This is a genomic window from Archaeoglobus sulfaticallidus PM70-1, assembly GCF_000385565.1.
Lineage (GTDB): Archaea > Halobacteriota > Archaeoglobi > Archaeoglobales > Archaeoglobaceae > Archaeoglobus_A > Archaeoglobus_A sulfaticallidus.
Window position 1 is genome coordinate 1,558,082 of record NC_021169.1, and the last position, 16,321, is coordinate 1,574,402.

At 44.9% G+C, this 16,321-nt stretch carries 18 protein-coding genes; 5 read left to right on the plus strand and 13 right to left on the minus strand.

From position 1 onward, the window contains the following. Positions 1 to 3 precede the first annotated feature (3 nt). Positions 4 to 570 (plus strand): DUF447 domain-containing protein, encoded by a 567-nt coding sequence (locus ASULF_RS08465; RefSeq protein WP_015591309.1) that lies wholly within the window; start codon positions 4 to 6, stop codon positions 568 to 570. 12 nt (positions 571 to 582) lie between these two features. On the opposite strand, the gene ASULF_RS08470 is transcribed toward ASULF_RS08465, so the two are convergent. From ASULF_RS08470 to ASULF_RS08520, 11 genes are read right to left on the minus strand one after another with little or no spacing between them, the layout of a single operon-like run. Further along, the gene (locus ASULF_RS08470) at positions 583 to 1,629 is read right to left on the minus strand and encodes a Coenzyme F420 hydrogenase/dehydrogenase, beta subunit C-terminal domain (RefSeq protein WP_015591310.1); all 1,047 of its coding nucleotides are present in this window, start codon (positions 1,627 to 1,629) and stop codon (positions 583 to 585) included. A 5-nt stretch (positions 1,630 to 1,634) separates the two neighbouring features. Continuing rightward, on the minus strand, positions 1,635 to 2,360 hold the full coding sequence (locus ASULF_RS08475) for a 4Fe-4S binding protein (protein ID WP_015591311.1): 726 nt from the start codon (positions 2,358 to 2,360) through the stop codon (positions 1,635 to 1,637). Between the two features lies 1 nt (position 2,361). Next, the gene (gene nuoH / locus ASULF_RS08480; protein WP_015591312.1) at positions 2,362 to 3,441 is read right to left on the minus strand and encodes an NADH-quinone oxidoreductase subunit NuoH; all 1,080 of its coding nucleotides are present in this window, start codon (positions 3,439 to 3,441) and stop codon (positions 2,362 to 2,364) included. A 9-nt stretch (positions 3,442 to 3,450) separates the two neighbouring features. Continuing rightward, positions 3,451 to 4,692: an NADH-quinone oxidoreductase subunit D gene (locus ASULF_RS08485; RefSeq protein ID WP_015591313.1), complete on the minus strand. Its 1,242-nt coding sequence runs from the start codon at positions 4,690 to 4,692 to the stop codon at positions 3,451 to 3,453. A 4-nt stretch (positions 4,693 to 4,696) separates the two neighbouring features. Further along, positions 4,697 to 5,758, minus strand: a complete 1,062-nt coding sequence (nuoB, locus tag ASULF_RS08490; RefSeq protein ID WP_015591314.1) for an NADH-quinone oxidoreductase subunit NuoB — start codon at positions 5,756 to 5,758, stop codon at positions 4,697 to 4,699. After that, positions 5,751 to 6,116, minus strand: a complete 366-nt coding sequence (ndhC, locus tag ASULF_RS08495) for an NADH-quinone oxidoreductase subunit A (protein WP_015591315.1) — start codon at positions 6,114 to 6,116, stop codon at positions 5,751 to 5,753. The genes nuoB and ndhC overlap by 8 nt, the downstream gene beginning before the upstream one ends. Before the next feature lie 9 nt (positions 6,117 to 6,125). Continuing rightward, a complete protein-coding gene (locus tag ASULF_RS08500) occupies positions 6,126 to 7,355 on the minus strand; it encodes a proton-conducting transporter transmembrane domain-containing protein (protein WP_015591316.1) in 1,230 nt (409 codons plus the stop codon). Further along, positions 7,356 to 9,266, minus strand: a complete 1,911-nt coding sequence (locus ASULF_RS08505; protein ID WP_015591317.1) for an NADH-quinone oxidoreductase subunit 5 family protein — start codon at positions 9,264 to 9,266, stop codon at positions 7,356 to 7,358. Further along, positions 9,266 to 10,705, minus strand: a complete 1,440-nt coding sequence (locus ASULF_RS08510; RefSeq protein ID WP_015591318.1) for a complex I subunit 5 family protein — start codon at positions 10,703 to 10,705, stop codon at positions 9,266 to 9,268. The genes ASULF_RS08505 and ASULF_RS08510 overlap by 1 nt, the downstream gene beginning before the upstream one ends. Continuing rightward, positions 10,702 to 11,013 (minus strand): NADH-quinone oxidoreductase subunit K, encoded by a 312-nt coding sequence (locus ASULF_RS08515; protein WP_015591319.1) that lies wholly within the window; start codon positions 11,011 to 11,013, stop codon positions 10,702 to 10,704. Before ASULF_RS08515 ends, ASULF_RS08510 begins: the two co-directional genes overlap by 4 nt. Beyond that, positions 11,006 to 11,464 carry an NADH-quinone oxidoreductase subunit J gene (locus ASULF_RS08520; RefSeq protein ID WP_015591320.1) on the minus strand — a complete coding sequence of 153 codons (459 nt, stop codon included), beginning with the start codon at positions 11,462 to 11,464 and terminating at the stop codon, positions 11,006 to 11,008. The genes ASULF_RS08515 and ASULF_RS08520 overlap by 8 nt, the downstream gene beginning before the upstream one ends. 285 nt (positions 11,465 to 11,749) lie before the next feature. Here ASULF_RS08520 and ASULF_RS08525 point away from each other — a divergent pair, with 285 nt between their 5' ends. The 4 genes from ASULF_RS08525 (at position 11,750) to ASULF_RS08540 (ending at position 15,196) form a co-directional block, all read left to right on the plus strand. Next, positions 11,750 to 12,217, plus strand: a complete 468-nt coding sequence (locus ASULF_RS08525) for a hypothetical protein (protein ID WP_015591321.1) — start codon at positions 11,750 to 11,752, stop codon at positions 12,215 to 12,217. A 16-nt stretch (positions 12,218 to 12,233) separates the two neighbouring features. Then, positions 12,234 to 12,659 carry a DUF22 domain-containing protein gene (locus tag ASULF_RS08530; protein ID WP_015591322.1) on the plus strand — a complete coding sequence of 142 codons (426 nt, stop codon included), beginning with the start codon at positions 12,234 to 12,236 and terminating at the stop codon, positions 12,657 to 12,659. Positions 12,660 to 12,804: 145 nt separating this feature from the next. Next, positions 12,805 to 13,887 carry an LLM class flavin-dependent oxidoreductase gene (locus tag ASULF_RS08535; RefSeq protein ID WP_015591323.1) on the plus strand — a complete coding sequence of 361 codons (1,083 nt, stop codon included), beginning with the start codon at positions 12,805 to 12,807 and terminating at the stop codon, positions 13,885 to 13,887. 160 nt (positions 13,888 to 14,047) lie between these two features. Continuing rightward, the gene (locus tag ASULF_RS08540; protein WP_015591324.1) at positions 14,048 to 15,196 is read left to right on the plus strand and encodes a (Fe-S)-binding protein; all 1,149 of its coding nucleotides are present in this window, start codon (positions 14,048 to 14,050) and stop codon (positions 15,194 to 15,196) included. A gap of 134 nt (positions 15,197 to 15,330) precedes the next feature. Here ASULF_RS08540 and ASULF_RS08545 read toward each other — a convergent pair whose 3' ends face one another. Together ASULF_RS08545 and ASULF_RS08550 are read right to left on the minus strand one after the other, a co-directional pair. After that, positions 15,331 to 15,771, minus strand: a complete 441-nt coding sequence (locus ASULF_RS08545; protein ID WP_015591325.1) for a TIGR00725 family protein — start codon at positions 15,769 to 15,771, stop codon at positions 15,331 to 15,333. 43 nt (positions 15,772 to 15,814) lie between these two features. After that, complete coding sequence (locus tag ASULF_RS08550) at positions 15,815 to 16,318, minus strand: flavodoxin family protein (protein ID WP_015591326.1); 504 nt, start codon at positions 16,316 to 16,318, stop codon at positions 15,815 to 15,817. Positions 16,319 to 16,321 lie beyond the last annotated feature (3 nt).

Genomic DNA, 16,321 nt, shown 5'->3' on the forward strand with positions numbered 1-16,321 from the left:
TTCATGAAACTAAAGGATTTCGGATTTCAGAAGGGCATTAACGAAATAATTGGAATAACGGTTGGCGAATGGATAAACACTGCACCTCTCGGGATCATAGTAGATAACCCAGATAGCAGATTTGCGAGAGTAAGACTATACTCGAACCATACGCGAGAGAACATCAAACGGAACGATAGATTGTGGGTGAATGTTGTTAACGATGCGGTTCTGTTTGCACTGGCTTCATTCGAGGATCTCAGTGAGGATTTCTTTGAGTCATTAAACCCTCCCATTTTGATTAACTCACTCGCCTGGTGTGGGATGAGAGCCAAGCTGAAAGGAGCTTTCGCTGAACTGGAGCTCTTGAGCGGAGAAGTTATTCGGAAAGATGTCAGGGCTGTTAACAGAGGGTTCAACGCGATCATCGAGGCTCTGGTGCATGCCACAAGACTCGTGGCTTTTAAAGATCCATCGAAGAGGGTTGAGTTAAAAGAAAGGGTTGAATACTACCTAGCACTTGCAGAAAAATGTGGAGGAGAAAGAGAGATTGAGGCTGCAAAAATTATAAGGGAAAAAATAGAACGTTGAATCTACCATCAATCACTCCATGCATGCATTTCTGAACTCTTCCGGTATGTTCTTCTTCCTCTTCTTTTTCAGATTGCTGAGCTTCGTTATGATATCCATTATCACCTTGCCGAAGTCTGCATAGTCGTTCTCCTTTATGAACTCCAGCACACTTTTGGCGGTCTCAGTTCTCACGACAACGGTTGAAAAACCAGCATCGCTCCCAACACTCCCAACGCTGAAGTCGCTCTCTACAGCAGTAAAATCTATGCAAACCTCACAGCCATGAGGGACTATCTCGTTCAGCTCCTTTACAGGAAAGCTTACAACGGAATCCGTCATCGTCGCGATAAACTTACCCTTGGTAATATCTGTCTTTATCAGCTTGCTGAAATCGACCCCCTTTTCTATCAAATAGGCGTGGAGCTGATGGTGATAGAAATTCTCTGTACAGAATAACCCACATATAAGCTTTACTTTCTCTCTAAAGAGGTTTATCTCGCTCTGCAGCTTTCTGATCCCGCTAACCATACAGGGAGTTCCGACAACTCCAACTCCCTTCTTACTCTTCATCACGGCTTTTTTCAACTCCGGCAGCACGCTTGCAAACGAGTACTTCGTTCCGGTAAGCTTTGTATCCTTAAGCTGATCAACGCTCCTTATGTGATAGACCTTGGTTCTCCACTCTTCATCCCTTCCAACGAACAGCGTTCTATCAATCAGGCCCATCTCGAGGGCAGAAGCCATGAACTCTGTGGCCATGGCACCGTCCTGTCCCTTGAATCGCTTGGATCTTGCAGCGGTCAGCTCGATGTATTCTCCGATGTCACACTTCGGCTCGTAGTTCCATCTCGGGCAGACCCTCACGCAGGCAGAGCAATCGACACACCTTTCCTCCCAGTCAGGGAAGTCAATTTCCTGATCTCCGGAAATTATGCCCTCAACGGGACATATTGCAGCACAGGTTGAGCAGTGACTGCATAACCCCCTCTCAATAACCCTTTTCTTCAGATTGATCCAGTATGTCCCCTCAAAAACCTTTTCGGGGACGCTTACTTCCCACTCAAGCGATGAAACCATCCTGATCACTCCCTCACAAGCTCCAGTATCTGAACTGGACACTCTTTAACACATATTCCACATCCAGTACACTTATCCTTATCGATCCTCAGAGTTCTTTTGCCCTCCTCCTCTTTCACCTCAATAGCTTCGCTTGGGCAGGAGTTGACACATATGCGGCAAGCAAGACAGCTCTTTGGATCCTTACATGAACTGTATTCCCTTATCTTTTCGAATGGTCTGATCTCTGGGACGAGATAGTCTCTTCCCTTTACCTTAACCATCTCTATATCATCTTCGAAGACGTACTCTACAGTAAATTCATCCTCCCTTACGATCTTTGGCTCTTTAACCATCTCCTCAGCCTTAACAGTCATCTCCTCCATGTCCTTGTATACAACATCATGGATCTTGGTTGGTTTCAGTGCATTCCCGGGACATGAGTCTACGCAGAAGTGGCAGAATATGCACTTAGCATAATCTATGGAGGGATAGTATCTGTTATTCTTTGCAAGCTCCATGGTTATGGCATTTGCTGGGCAGATGAAGGAGCATCTGAAGCAGCTTATGCAGTTCTCTGGCTGAAACAGTATGTATCCTCTGAAATTATCCGGGAGCTTTCTCCTCTCCCTTGGATATTCTATGGTTATTGTTCCTGGCTTTATGGCTTCCTTTGCCCCTGTAATTAAAGCTGAGATGTGGAGTTTGATGTTCTCAACCGTATCCAGTTTTGGAAGGTTGATCCTTATCATCTCACACCACCACCATTATACATGCTATGAGCAGTGATAGCAGAGAGAGCTTCATCATCATGCTCCAGCTGAACTTCAGTGCCTGATCTAGCCTTATTCTCGCATAGATAGACCTCAAGAACGATAGAGCTACCATGATAACCATGGTTTTTATGAACAGCCATACTGTCGGACTCAGATCCCCCAGAATCGCGATGTTGAATCCATTACCTCCTCCAAGAAACAGTACTGAAAACAACAGTGCCATGACATACATTTTCTCATACGCGATGGTCATAACCAGCCCAAACATTATACCGCTGTACTCCACGAACGGCCCGAAAGCTATTTCCTGATCTGCCTCAGGGATCTCAAAGGGCAGTCGGGAGGTCGCCATCACCATCGCTATGAAGAACACAAAGGCAGCTACGGGGTTCAGGATTATTCCGGGAATTGCTTGCTTGTTCACTATCTCAATCAGATCGGCTGTTCCATAGATCAGGATCATGGAAATAACCGAGATTATGAATGGAACCTCGTAGGCGAAGTACATGAAGGCTTCTCTCACCGTGCCTATATACGCAAACCTGCTGTTCGATGCCCATCCTATAGCGACAACGAAAACCGGGATTAGGGAAATTATGGCCACGGCTATCGGCAAGGCATAGGGTGTTTTTATGCCAACTATCGTGCCGGCAGGGATCATCACAAGAGGGAGCAGAACCGGAATGAATATCAATATCGGGAACTGGAGGAAGTACGGTCTATGTGCATCCCTGTGAACTATAACCTCCTGGAAGAAGTATCTCATACCATCTGCAAGTGGCTGGATTATACCTCCTACAGGCCTTGCTATCTCAAGTGGTCCTCTCCTCCATTGGATTCTTGCCGTGAGCTTCCTCTCGAACCAGATTATGAAAAGTAGGACTATGAGCAATGTGACTAGCCCGGGGAAGAATATCAGAGCAAATAGTGGCTTCCACAGCAGTAGTGCGACGATGTATCCAATAACCGGAATCTGGAGCAAGTAATCTATGGCCGGTTGAATCAACGGGATCTCAACGAGGTTGTTCATAAAATAACTCATACTCAACATCTCCATAAAATCACCTCACCTGTCAGCCTCCGGAGGGAAATACCCGAAGCTACCGTAAATCGCCTGCAGATCAGCAACCCTCTCCCCCCTGAGAGACTCCATGAATCCCTTAAGATAGTACCACCCGGGAGTAACGATCCTAACTCTGTACGGAACATTCGACTCGCCATCGCTTATTATCGAGTAAAGCAGACTGCCTCTGGAGGCTTCAGTAAGTGCTGTAAACTCACCTCTCGGCAGAATCAGATCGCCAAATATCCTGTAGAAGTATCCCCTTACATCTGACTTCGACGGCTCGAACTCTGCAAGCTGATCGCTCAGAATGTTACCTTCCTTCATTTTTCTCAGCTCGTTTATTGCCTGTCTTATTATTGAGAAGCTCTGTGAGATTTCCTCTACTCTAACAAGAAATCTTGAATACGAATCCCCTTCATCAGCAACTGGAATGTCGAAGTTCACTGAGTCGTATGCCTCATACGGCTCAACAACCCTTACATCGTACTCAACACCGCTTGCCCTCAGGAATGGCCCGACAACACCGTACTTTATTGCTTCCTCCTTGCTCAGAATACCAACATCCCTGAGCCTCGTGATCACGGTTGGATTTTTGATGAATATTCTTTCAAAACTCTTTAATCTTCTCTCGATCACGAAGGTAACCTTCCTGATAAACTCCAAGGTTCTGAGATCAACATCTCTTCTAACTCCTCCGGGGATTATATAGGACGCTGTAATTCTCGTACCGCTTATCTTTGTTAAAGCCTCGATAATCGGTTCTCTCAAGGCGAATGGCCACATGAAGCCCGTTGTATGGCCAAGAAATACCGCAAGAATTCCAGCATCGTAGAGGTGGGTTCCGATTCTACCAAGCTCAGCCACTATCATCCTGATATACTTCGCTCTCTCCGGCACTTCGATATCAAGAGCTTGCTCGATAGCTCTGACATAGCCAAGCGTCATGTTTCCAGTGTCCATTATGGCCGGTCTTTCGAAGAGAGGTATGTTCTGGATATACAGCCTGTTTTCAGCCAGTTTCTCCATGGATCTGTGAACATATCCAGGATCGGGAATCGCTTCGACGATGATATCTCCTTTAATCCTCAAAATGATCCTCATGTGCCCGCTTCCGGGATGCTGAGGTCCTACGAGTACCAGATAATCGTCATTCTGATATGCCCTCTCCAGGAATTTCTTGGGGATTGGCATAAACATCTCAGTAGGAGGGCTTACGGGAACATCAAGCGTTATTTCTTCCATAAAATCACCCCTCAACATATCTTTCCTCAACAACTTTCCTGTCCTTCCTCAGCGGGTAGTCTGGAGTGTCTGGAGCAAGCAGAAACCTCTCACCCATCGCTGGATTTCCCTCAAACCACACACCGAAGAACTCGTGCATTTCCCTCTCCATGTAGTCCGCGCTCTCCCAGAAGGATCTCAGACTCGGGAACCTTGGATTATCTCTCGGAATTCTGGCAAAGATGTTCACAACAACAGGCATGAGGTCCCTGACAGAGTAGCTCGATACCTGATACTCGACTATGAAGCTGTTTTCGTGTGGGAGATCTATGACATTCACATTCTTAACATGGTCAAATTTACTGCACAGTTTGCTCGCTATTGCAGAAATTCTCCTTCTGCAGGTCCTGATCGCTATTCTGTTCTTGCCGGTTATGGTTATCTGATCGTATAGCCCATCAAGCTCGGATCTCAGCTCCTCAACCAGTTTCGCTCCAAATTCCCATTCAACCTCTTTGGGAACATCAACAGCTATGGATGGAGTTGGAGCAAGGTATTTTGGCGAAGATGGTGCTAAAGCCCTGCAGCTTCGTCCTTCTGCTGAGATGTCGCACCTTTCAAACTCTATCGTGTTCCTCGACTCTCCCTTCATTATCTTTTCCTGCAGCTCTCTTATAGCTCTCAGTAGTGATTCAGGAGTTGGAGGACATCCGGGAATGAAGAAATCTACTGGAACGACATCAGAGGGTCTCACCATGTGGTAACCATTCCAGAACAGGCCTCCTTTAAGCCCACAGGCCCCCATGACTATGACGAACTTTGGATCTGGCATTTGCTCGTAAGTTATCTTCAAAACCCTTGCCATTTTTCTTGATATTGCCCCTTCGACAATTATGAGGTTCGTCTGCCTCGATATACCGTAATTAAGAGATCCTAACCTTTCACCATCGTAACCGCTCGCATAAGCATGAGCGAGTTCAACACCACAGCAGGCAGTGACGAGGTGAACTGGCCACAGGCTCCACTTGGTTCCCCACTTCTTTATCAAACCAAGAGGGCCTGAAAAGTCCTGAGATGTGTTACTCATACACCTCCCTCCTGTATGCGATATCATTCGCAAGATTATAGCCAAAGTAAATTGCCGGAATGAACAGTATCACTGATATTCCGAGAATTGCGAAGAAACTTATGGTTGGTTTTATGGATAGCAAGAGAACTATCACAAGCACAGGCTCTAAAGCCATGAACATGTACATGTAACCAAAGTACTGCATCGGCAGCCTCTTTTTCGGCTCTCTTATCGGTATGTTCCCTGCCTCATACCTTGAGGTTTTTATTTCAGTTAAATTGTACTTTGGAAGTATCTTGGCCAGAACCAGTATGGCTGCATCCACCAACAGGCTTATTACTATTACCGCTCCGATCACAATCACATTATCCAGCATAAACATCCCTCACATCGCAATGTTGAAACTAGATACTATTACTTTCACAGACTGAACGAACCAGTCAGGTGGGTAAATCGTTATCAATGTTATGAGCACTGTCAGAATTCCTACCAGGTTTGCTATTCCACTGCCCCATCCTCTTCCAAGCTCTCTGGCAAGTCTGAAGTAATATGGAACCGATATCGCCGAGTTTATAACCAGCAGAATTGCCAGCCACAGGTAGCCGGTGTTTACTATTGACAGAACTATGAACAGCTTGCTCCAGAATCCCATGAACGGTGGCATCCCAACGAAAGAGAAAGCTAATGCGAAGGTGACAGGTGAGCCAACCTCGTTTTTCTTTATGGCTGTGAAGAATCCTATCTTCCCTGCTGAGTTTGCCATTAGCTGCAGCAGAGCACCTGAGATGGCGAGATAGATGTAGTTGAGGTTTACTATAGCAACGAAGGTTGCAAGGACATACCCCATGTTCGCAACGGTTGAGTAACCAAGAACCCTGCCATGTTCCTTGCTTGTGAGTGCACCAATATTCCCAACGAACATCGATACTACTGCGAGCAAGGCCGAGAACATTGTTATTGTTTCAAGCGCTGGATTTGCGGTGGAGATCAATATCTTGAAGGCAACGATGAATGGAACGAACTTGGCTATCGATGCTATGATCGAGATCGGTATCGGGTCTGCTGATGCGAACACATCCGGAACCCACTCGTGCAGGGGAGCAACTCCAACTTCCAATGCCAGGCCCAGTATCAGCATCACATATCCGAGCACATACAGTGCTGGATTCGATTGGTATGAATAGACTGTTATGAAAGCTCCGATTATGAAGAGAATCGTTGCAAGAACCATGAAGGTTATGTACTTTATGCCGAGGTCGACTTTTGGCTCATCTCCAAGCATCACGAGCACATATGTTGGTACTGAAACCAGAACGAATGTTGCCATCAGTGTGGCAAAATCGTTTGTCATGATTACGAGCAATGTTGCCACAGCCATTATCGCTGAAAGGGCGTAATCCACACCCTTAATCTGATTCTTCGTTATGTACAGCGTTATCAGGTTTAGTATGGCTATGGCGAATATCAGGACACCATAGAAGTAAACATCAGGGCTCAATGTCAGCATCGCGGCAACCAAGGCTAGAATGCTCGCTATGAATCCAATCCGGGAATCTTTAAGCGAGAATATGGCTCCGAGGGTTAAAAGAATTATTGAAACGATTAACGCTTCCATTTACAACCACCCCATCACGGATATTGCTACTAGAATAACCATCACCGAGCCCAAAACCATCTTTATGTAGGTTTTGAGGTACCCTGTCTGGATGCTTCTGATTCCGAGAGAATAGGTATCAAAGATCGATGGAATTGCCTGATGTACGCATAAGTCTATGACCTTATTGCAGGCATCGACCACATCAGCTATAACCCAGCCAATTTTTGGAACGATGTAATCGTTCAGGAACGGCATGTACATTCTGTCTGTGAGGAAGTTTCCTATAGCTGAGAGAGATTTTATGCTCGGTTTGTACAACGCGAACAGGTAGGCTACTGTAACCAATGCTCCAACGCTCATTGATGCAACCATGAATCCCTCTTCCACGAACTCAGCCTTCTCGTCGAGATGAAGGAGTATCACCGCAAGCAACACAAATTGCATTGATACCATGATAGAATAGGCGAGCTTCATCAGTCCCCCGCCTTCCGTATGCTCATGGTGTGGGGTTTCTCCCTTGATAAAGTTCAGGCTCAGGAACTTCGCAAGGAAGCCTGAGTAAAATACTGAAACCAGAACCAGCAGGTAGAGTGGTAGCACGAGGTGCTCCTCCATCAGATGCTCCATCAGGCCATCCATAGCCGATTTAACCCAGTATGCTGTGAATGGAGGTATTCCGGCAAGAAATACTGTTGCTATGATGGTTACCAAGAATGCAACCTTCATCTTTTTCGCAAATTTCAGATTTCCGCTGCAGAACCTGTCATGAGTTGCATGGATTAGATGTCCAGCCACAAGGAAAAGCGATGCCTTGGCAAAGGCATGAACGATCAAATACCAGAAGGCAACGATCAAAGCGATCTGACCGAGCCAGTAAGATGCTGATGCGCTGGCAAACATCAATCCCAGGCTCGACATGGTGGATGCCGCAAGCAGAACCTTTCTCTCCCTAAGCCCCAATGCTACCGTGGCTCCATACAAAGCAGAGATAAGTCCGAGGAACAGTATGAAGAGGTAGATTGCCTCGATGGCTGGCAGCTCCATTGTCCATGGCTGGATATACCATGAGATCCTCATGAACAGATAGGTTCCCGCTGCAACCATTGTTGCCGAATGGAGCAAAGCGCTAACCGTTGTTGGACCTGTCATGGCTGTCATCAACCACTCGCTGAAAGGTAGCTGTGCAGATTTAGTGAACGGACCCATCATGAACATAATGAAGAGCAGTACTGTACCGGCATAGCCTATTTTCTCGAACATGCTGTGCCAGGGTATCGAATGAATGTCGAGCGTTCCCGTCAGTGCATATATTGCTGCTATTGCAAAGAACATTGGCATATCTCCGAACCTTATCGTTGAAATTGCTCTCCAGCCTCCAAAGCTCGGAGACCAGCTCATCTCAAGCGGTCCAACCTTTCTGCCCTTTGTCCCGACGAAGGCTATGTCATCGTCATCCCTGAACCAGTGTCCAATCAGCCCCCATGAGGCTATGCCAAGTCCTTCCCATCCTATCAGCAAGGTAAATAGATTGTCGCTATAGACGACCATCAGCATAGAGGCTGTGAATGTGTTGAAGAAGAACCAGTACCATCCAAGCCTGTAGTCGTCTTTCATGTATTCCAAGCCATAAACACCGATCAGGAAGGCGATGAATGCCGTTAAGGCACCCATGTACTTGCTCAGGTAATCAACAACGAACACGAAGTTGATGTTGAATGATTCAATCCACGGGTATGAGTAGAACCCCTCTTCAAAGTTGAACAGGATGTTTAGTGTTATGAGTAGTGATACAAATAGCCCCAGTACTGAGAGGTACGGCAGCTTTCTCGCCCAGCTTTCTCCTGGCCTGTAGATCCATGCAAGGGCTATCGGTATGCTTGAGATCACTGGAGTTAAAAAGAGGATAGCAAATTGTAGAATCTCATTCATTAAATTCCACCCCCAATTACGGCTTTAAGCCCATTAAGAAGGACTGTTACGAGCGGTGGGAATATGAACAGTATCGAGAGTATTCCTATCATGTACAGCGGAACATCGAGATACCTGCTAACCTTCGGTCTGCTCATCTCCTTGGGCAGACCATAGAACACTCTCTTGAGCGTGTAGAAGCTGTACCATCCTGAGAGTATGAATATGAACACCACCGCTACGATCAGCGGTAGCTCTGACATCAGATTGCTGCCAAACACATCAACAATCCCTCTGAGAATGAAGAATTCGCCGAACATTCCTATTGTGAGAATTCCTCCGAGGTTCATGAAGCCCATTAGCGTTGCGTTAGATATCGATGGGACATATTCATGCAATCCGCCCATCTTTCTCAAGTCCCTTAAACCATGATATACTGCTATTATACCACCGGCACCCATGAAGAGGATCGACTTTCCGAATGCATGGGACATGTACTGGATAACAACCCCTATCAGGCCATAGGTTCCGAGACAGAGCCCTATCAGGATATACCCCATCTGTGAAACCGTCGAATATGCAAGCAATCTCTTGTAGTCAGTTTGCTTGAAAACAGCAAATCCAGCATATATGCTTGAGATGATTGCATAAACCAGTATTATATCTCTGTAAGTGCTGATGAAAGACGGATCTATCAGATAAACCCTCAGCAGTATGTAGCCAGCCAGACCGACTGTCAGGGGGCTTAGCAACGCACTAACGGGAGTTGGAGCTTCTGCATGTGCCCAAGGGAGCCATATGTGCGGCCCGAGACCCGGAAGCTTGATGAGCATCCCAATGAATATCAGAAGCCATGCAGTGAAGGATATGAACGATATGTCCTTTATTGCGAAGCTTGAGTTGTCCAGTCCCGCGATTATGAAACCTATGAGCGTTAAAACTCCAGCCACATTTGTCCAGATGAAGTACAGTACTGCAACCCATCTTCTGTTTCCGTAGCCGTACAGGTATATCAGCAAGAATGATGTGATCAGCGAAATCTCGAGGAAAATGTAGAGCAAAACGAAGTTTCCGCTGTAAACGAGCCAGAGCATTGAGACTGCATAGAACCCATAGATGATTATGTATTTCCTGTACTCGCTCTCACCATACCCCATCTCCTCGAACCTGTGCAGCATGTAAGGCAGGGAGTAGTATCCAACCATCGCTGATACAAGACACACGGTCAGCCCAATCGCGTTAGAAATTGGGTCAATCAGCAGATAGAAGTCACCAATGGGTCTGGATAACTCAGCAAGAATGATGTTCTGCTTATCCATTGTAAACAACCCGGCAAAGGCTACCACGAATGGAACTAGGAATGAGAGAGATACGATATGCGTTGCTTTCTTTGGTGACAGAGATGGTGCAACCAGCGATGCAATAACCGGAACGATCAAGCTGTAAACAAGGAGGTTCAAAGCGTATCACCCCCTACAGAAATCGAATCCACTGAGATGTCCTTCTTAATCCTGTCAAGCTTTACAATGGCTCCAATAAGAATCAAAAGCTCACTGCTGCTCGTAAACACTGTAATTACAGCGAGCATGAAACTCTCACTGATCAGTGATTTTATCGAAAAGAGAGGAATCAAAGCCAGAAAGACCGCCCCGAACATCATCTCCAGTGAGATCAGGAGTCTTATCAGGTCTTTGCTGGATATCGCCATCGTGTATCCTACCATCAACACAAGCACAGAGGTTATCAAAACAACAGCTACATCAATCAACCCCATCCCCCCTTGAAACGAGCATAACGGAAAGCATCAGCAGAATCATCAGCGAGATCAACGCTGCTATTACCGTAACATACTCTGAACCGAGTGCAAGATCTGGCTTGCTAAGAGATACAACCTCAGAGTTCGAGTAGAAGACATAACCCAGCACTGCTGCTGTAACAGCAGATGGTATCAGCCAAGCCTTTGATAGCTGAGTTTTCGGTTTGAACTTATAAACTGCTGCAAGTGCAACCGTTACGATGCCAATGGCTCCGACGAATATAAATACAATCAGAACGAAAACTTCCTGTACATCAGCCATAGCATAGATGGTTGCTATCGATATCATTGTCAGTGCCATGTACAGGGCAGAGTAGAAGTTGTCTTTGGTAAGGAGAGCACCCAGTGATGATAGAAATGCGATCGCTGCCAAAGCCAGCAGGACATAAATCTCAATCACCATGCTTTGAACCATATTTAGATAATTAATAAGTTTTACTATTTCTTTTTAGGGAGTTATTACAAGATCATAAATGATTAATTAAGTTAATTTTTTATAGGGTTGATTAGATACCAATTTTATAAAAAGTATATCTCTTAAATTCTAATAAAATGGTACAGGCGGAAAAGAATAAAAAAGAATATATAGCTCCCTACGAACTTTGGATAGCTAAAACTAAGACCTGAGAAAAATATTTAAAGAGAATTAACTACATTATTAATATATACAAAATTAGGGGGTAATTCAATGGTTAAGCTCTGCAAAATTTGTGGCGAAGAAATTGTCGGTGGGAAGTTCGAGGACTATGAGACATGCCCTATTTGTGGAGACATTCTCGACGATATAATCGCCAAATATCTTGAAATGGTGGCGATGAAGTGTGCCCAGCAAGAATTCGATGGAATAACGCTGAACATGATCATCAAATATCTCGACGAGGTGGTGGATTGGGTTGAATTCTTTGAAGATTTAGAAGAATTCTCCTCAGATGCGAAATATTATGAAAGGTTTAGAATGGTTTTAAATAAGCTCGATTTAGACAGGGTTTGGTTTGAGAAGATAATAAAAGAGAATTATAAAACCTGTCCCGCATGCGGAGCTGATTTTACGAGACAGTGTTTGGATATTGAAAAAGATGGTGACTGGGTTAAGGTTTACTGCGGGACATGTGGTAAGTTAATTTCGAAGCATTACGCTCCTAAAACTGAGCTTTAAATTTTGGAGGGATTTTATGCCAGAAGTTAGAATTGTTTATAGGGATGAGAAAACTGGAGAGTTGAAAGCCGAAATAGTCGATACTGAAGACTATGAATTCACCATAGCAACCAGAGGAAGCTGGAAAATGTTGATAGCAGATGAAGATGTCGAATTCAAAGCTGGAGAGGTTAAGCCTGTAAGGATAAGGAGAACTCCTCTTCCAAGGGAGTCTATTGTTTTGAGGTGTCCTGTTACAAGGCACGCTTTTGGTTATGTGGCTTCGTTAGGAAGGAGGGGGGAGCCACAGCCCATAGAAGAAGACAGAGAATTGAATTATGTGATTTTTAAAGCCCTTGATAATGGAACAATCAGGAAAGGGGATCTAATAGGTGTCGTTAACATATTCCCAGTGATGATGGTAAGAAGAGCAAAGAAACCTAAGAAAGTGAGAGAGGAATAATTTCAAGAATGCCATTACAATAAGATTTTTGATATTTTTATTTTGTTTGTATTCTGTGGTGACAAATTTGTTTTAAGCCGATACTATTCGAATACCCGGTATTGAATTAGCAACGGATAAATAGTCGTTTTTGCGAGAGGGTGTCATGAGGTTCGGAACAGTTGCCCCAACTTTCCCGCCAATATCTGAAGTGTCCAAAACGGCTAAAAGGCTGGAGGAGAAAGGTTACTCATCGCTTTGGTTTGCAGACCACCTGATGGGTTGGTATCCCCATGATCTGTGGAAAGAGACTGTATTCGCCATGAAATATCCATCATGCCATATGTTTTACGATGCGTTCTGTGCCATCTGCTATGCCTCCACATCCACAGAGAGAATAAACCTGGGAACCGGAGTGACCGAGGTGTTCAGGAGGCATCCTGCTGTACTACTGCAGCAAGCAGTTACAGCAGATCATGCAACAAACGGCAGATTTATTTTGGGTATTGGAGCTGGAGAGGCTGAGAACACCGTTCCGTACGGTATTGAGTTCAAAAATCATGTCTCGAGGCTTGAAGAGGCTCTTGAGTTGATGAAAATCATGCTGGAAACTGACTATGGGGAGACAATAAACTTTGAAGGAAGATTCTATCGGTTCAGGAATGCTGTCTTCGATTTGAAGCCGATCAGAAAGGTACCGATCTGGATTGGTGCACATGGAGACAGGATGCTTAAGCTCACAGCAAAATATGGTGACGGATGGTTACCAACCACAATCCCCCCAGAGGAGTACGCAAGAAAGGCGGAAAAACTCGATCAATATGCTGGAGACAAAACCATAGAGAAGGCTCTCTTTGTAAGCCTCGTTATAGATGAAAGCGAGAAAGGAGTTGAGAATATTCTAAGGCAGCCGATAATGAAGGTTCATGCTTTACTCCTGCCATCAGAGTACTACAGGCAACTTGGCTACGAGCACCCGCTCGGAAAGTTCTATGGCCTACTGGATTACATCCCGACCAACTACAACAAAGAGGAGATCCTGAGCCTCGTTGAAAAAATACCTGATGAGGTCGTCAGGCTCGCCTATGTTGCCGGAACGCTTGAGGAAGTAATTCAGAAATTCGATGAGTATGCCAGGGCTGGAGTTGAGCATTTTGTTATCTGGAACCTGACATACTTCGGAGATGTTACGAAGCTGAAAACATCCTACCAGCTAATAGACGAACTGATGACACACTTCAAAAGCTGAAACACAATAAAATACCGATAAAAATAATTATCTATCATTATTTTTTCTTTACGGGCTTTAAATTCTTCCATTGCTTAATTAGAAAAGTTTTTCTACCTTTGATAGAAGCCCTTTACATCAAAAACGCAGTGAGATTGATTCCATCCAGGGGGTTGAATAAATGGTTAAAATAAATCCAGAGTATTTTGAGGTAGTGAAAGAGTTTGGAGCAGAGAGTTCCCTGAAGTGCTACCAGTGCGGGACCTGCACAGGAATCTGCCCGGTATCAACAACCGATCAGAACTTTCCCAGAAGGTTTGTGCTCTACAGCCAGCTTGGCATTGAGGAAAAGCTTCTTGATGCTCCTGAAGCATGGCTCTGTTTGTCATGCAAGCTCTGCACAGAGTTCTGCCCAAGGGATGCGCAGCCGAGCGAGGTTATGCTCGCCATCAAGAGAATGGCCGTTGAGAGCGGCAATACTCCACCATACATCAGGGACTTCTTCACGAACATACACAAGCAGAAAAACCCATGGGGCCTGGGTAAGTTCAAGAGGGAAGACTGGGTTAAGAAAGCTGATGCTGAGGTTCCAAAGGTCAAGGACAATCCGGAATTCGAATGGCTGTGGTTCGTTGGATGTGCCCACAGCTTTGACAACAGAAACATCGAGGTTACAAAGAAGCTCGCGAGAATTCTCAACGATATTGGTGTGAACTTCGCGATACTCGGAAGGGAAGAGGGATGCTGCGGAAACGATGTCAGAAGAGCTGGAGAGGAGGGGCTTTTTGAGCTGCTGATGGACGAGAATGCTAAAACTTTCGACAAGTACGGAGTGGAAAGGCTGTTCACTCACTCCCCGCACTGCTTTAACGCTTTTAAGAATGAGTACGAGGGGTATGAAGTCAAGCTGATTCTTGAAATAATTTATGATGCGATAAAAAGTGGAAAGCTTGAACTCAAAAAGCCAATAAACAAGAAGGTAACCTACCACGACTCCTGCTTCCTCGGCAGATACAACAAGATATACGACCTCCCTAGAGAGATCCTGCAGATGATTCCGGGTGTCGAGCTTGTGGAGATGAAGAGCAACAGGGAGATGTCTCTCTGCTGTGGTGGAGGTGCTGGAAACATAGTTGGAGACTACGAAGGGGAGATCCAGCCAGCGAGAGTTAGAGCAATTGAAGCTGCCGAATCTGGTGCAGAAATTCTCGCAGTAGCCTGTCCGTTCTGCCTGCTGATGTTAGAGGATGGAGTCAAGATGGAGAAGGTGGATGACAGAGTAACTGTCAAGGATATAATCGAGCTTATTTACGAGTCAGCATACGAGTGATTTCTTCATTTTTTGCTATTTGGTCATTTTACAATATTTTTGAATTTTTGAATTTTTATTGCTTAATCTGCTACTTAAGTTAGCTGTGATGACAATAATCCTACCATCTGCTGTAAAGTGGAAAAGAAAGCAAGTCAATCAGAAATCATATCCACAGCCTGCTCAGCATTCTCCGCAACCAAAAGCCCATCTAGAATTACCTTCGGTTTTATCGCCACAACCCTCTTTCCCTCCTTTAAGGCGATTGCCATCTCAGAAACAGTCCCATAACCACCATCCACAGCGATTAAAGCATCGCTCGAGTGCACAATGATCATATTCCTCGCATGTCCCATGTTGGTTGCTATAACTGCCGTGCAGTACTCATTCGCCAAATTCTTGTCTGAATAGGGAATCACACCTATGACCAACCCACCTTCATCCATCGCACCCTTTGCACTTGCCTCCATAACCCCACCAAGCCCACCGTTTATCAGAATGTATCCCCTCCTTGCGATCAGCCTTCCAACTTCATAAGCTATCTCATAAATCTCAGCATCGCATCTCGAAGCCCCTATAACTCCAATCTGCTTCATAATCGATATCTATTTGAGAGATTTAAATATAATACTGCCAAATTTAATACTGCTCGAACCTCTGCTCGAAATTAATTCTGGAGATTTCCTTCAGCCATGGTTCAACAACTTCTACAAAACCTCCGGAATCGATTATTTTCCTCTTTAAAAGGATTGTATCTCTAACAGCTGCCCCCTTTTCCATTATTTTCTGCTTAAGACTCTCGAGATACCTCTCTTCATCAAATCCGCCGTAAGTTAAAACGATGAAAATCTCCTTCCCAGAAAGATCGTATTTTTTAATGAATTCTGTAACTGGGGGGCAGTTGAGTGTCCATTTCGGGCTTCCAAGGAAGATTATGTCAGAATTTATGCGTACGTCTTCTATCTCAACCCCGAGATTCGGTATAAAAGACAGGATAAGCCAGAATGCATAGCTCCTGCCCTTCAAGGGCTTTATCTCTTTTTTTGAAACATCATAGCCCCTATCTTTCAAAAACTTTTCAATATAGCTGAAGACCTTAGCAGTTCTCCCACTCCAGGAAAAATAAATTAAATCAATTTTCATCCA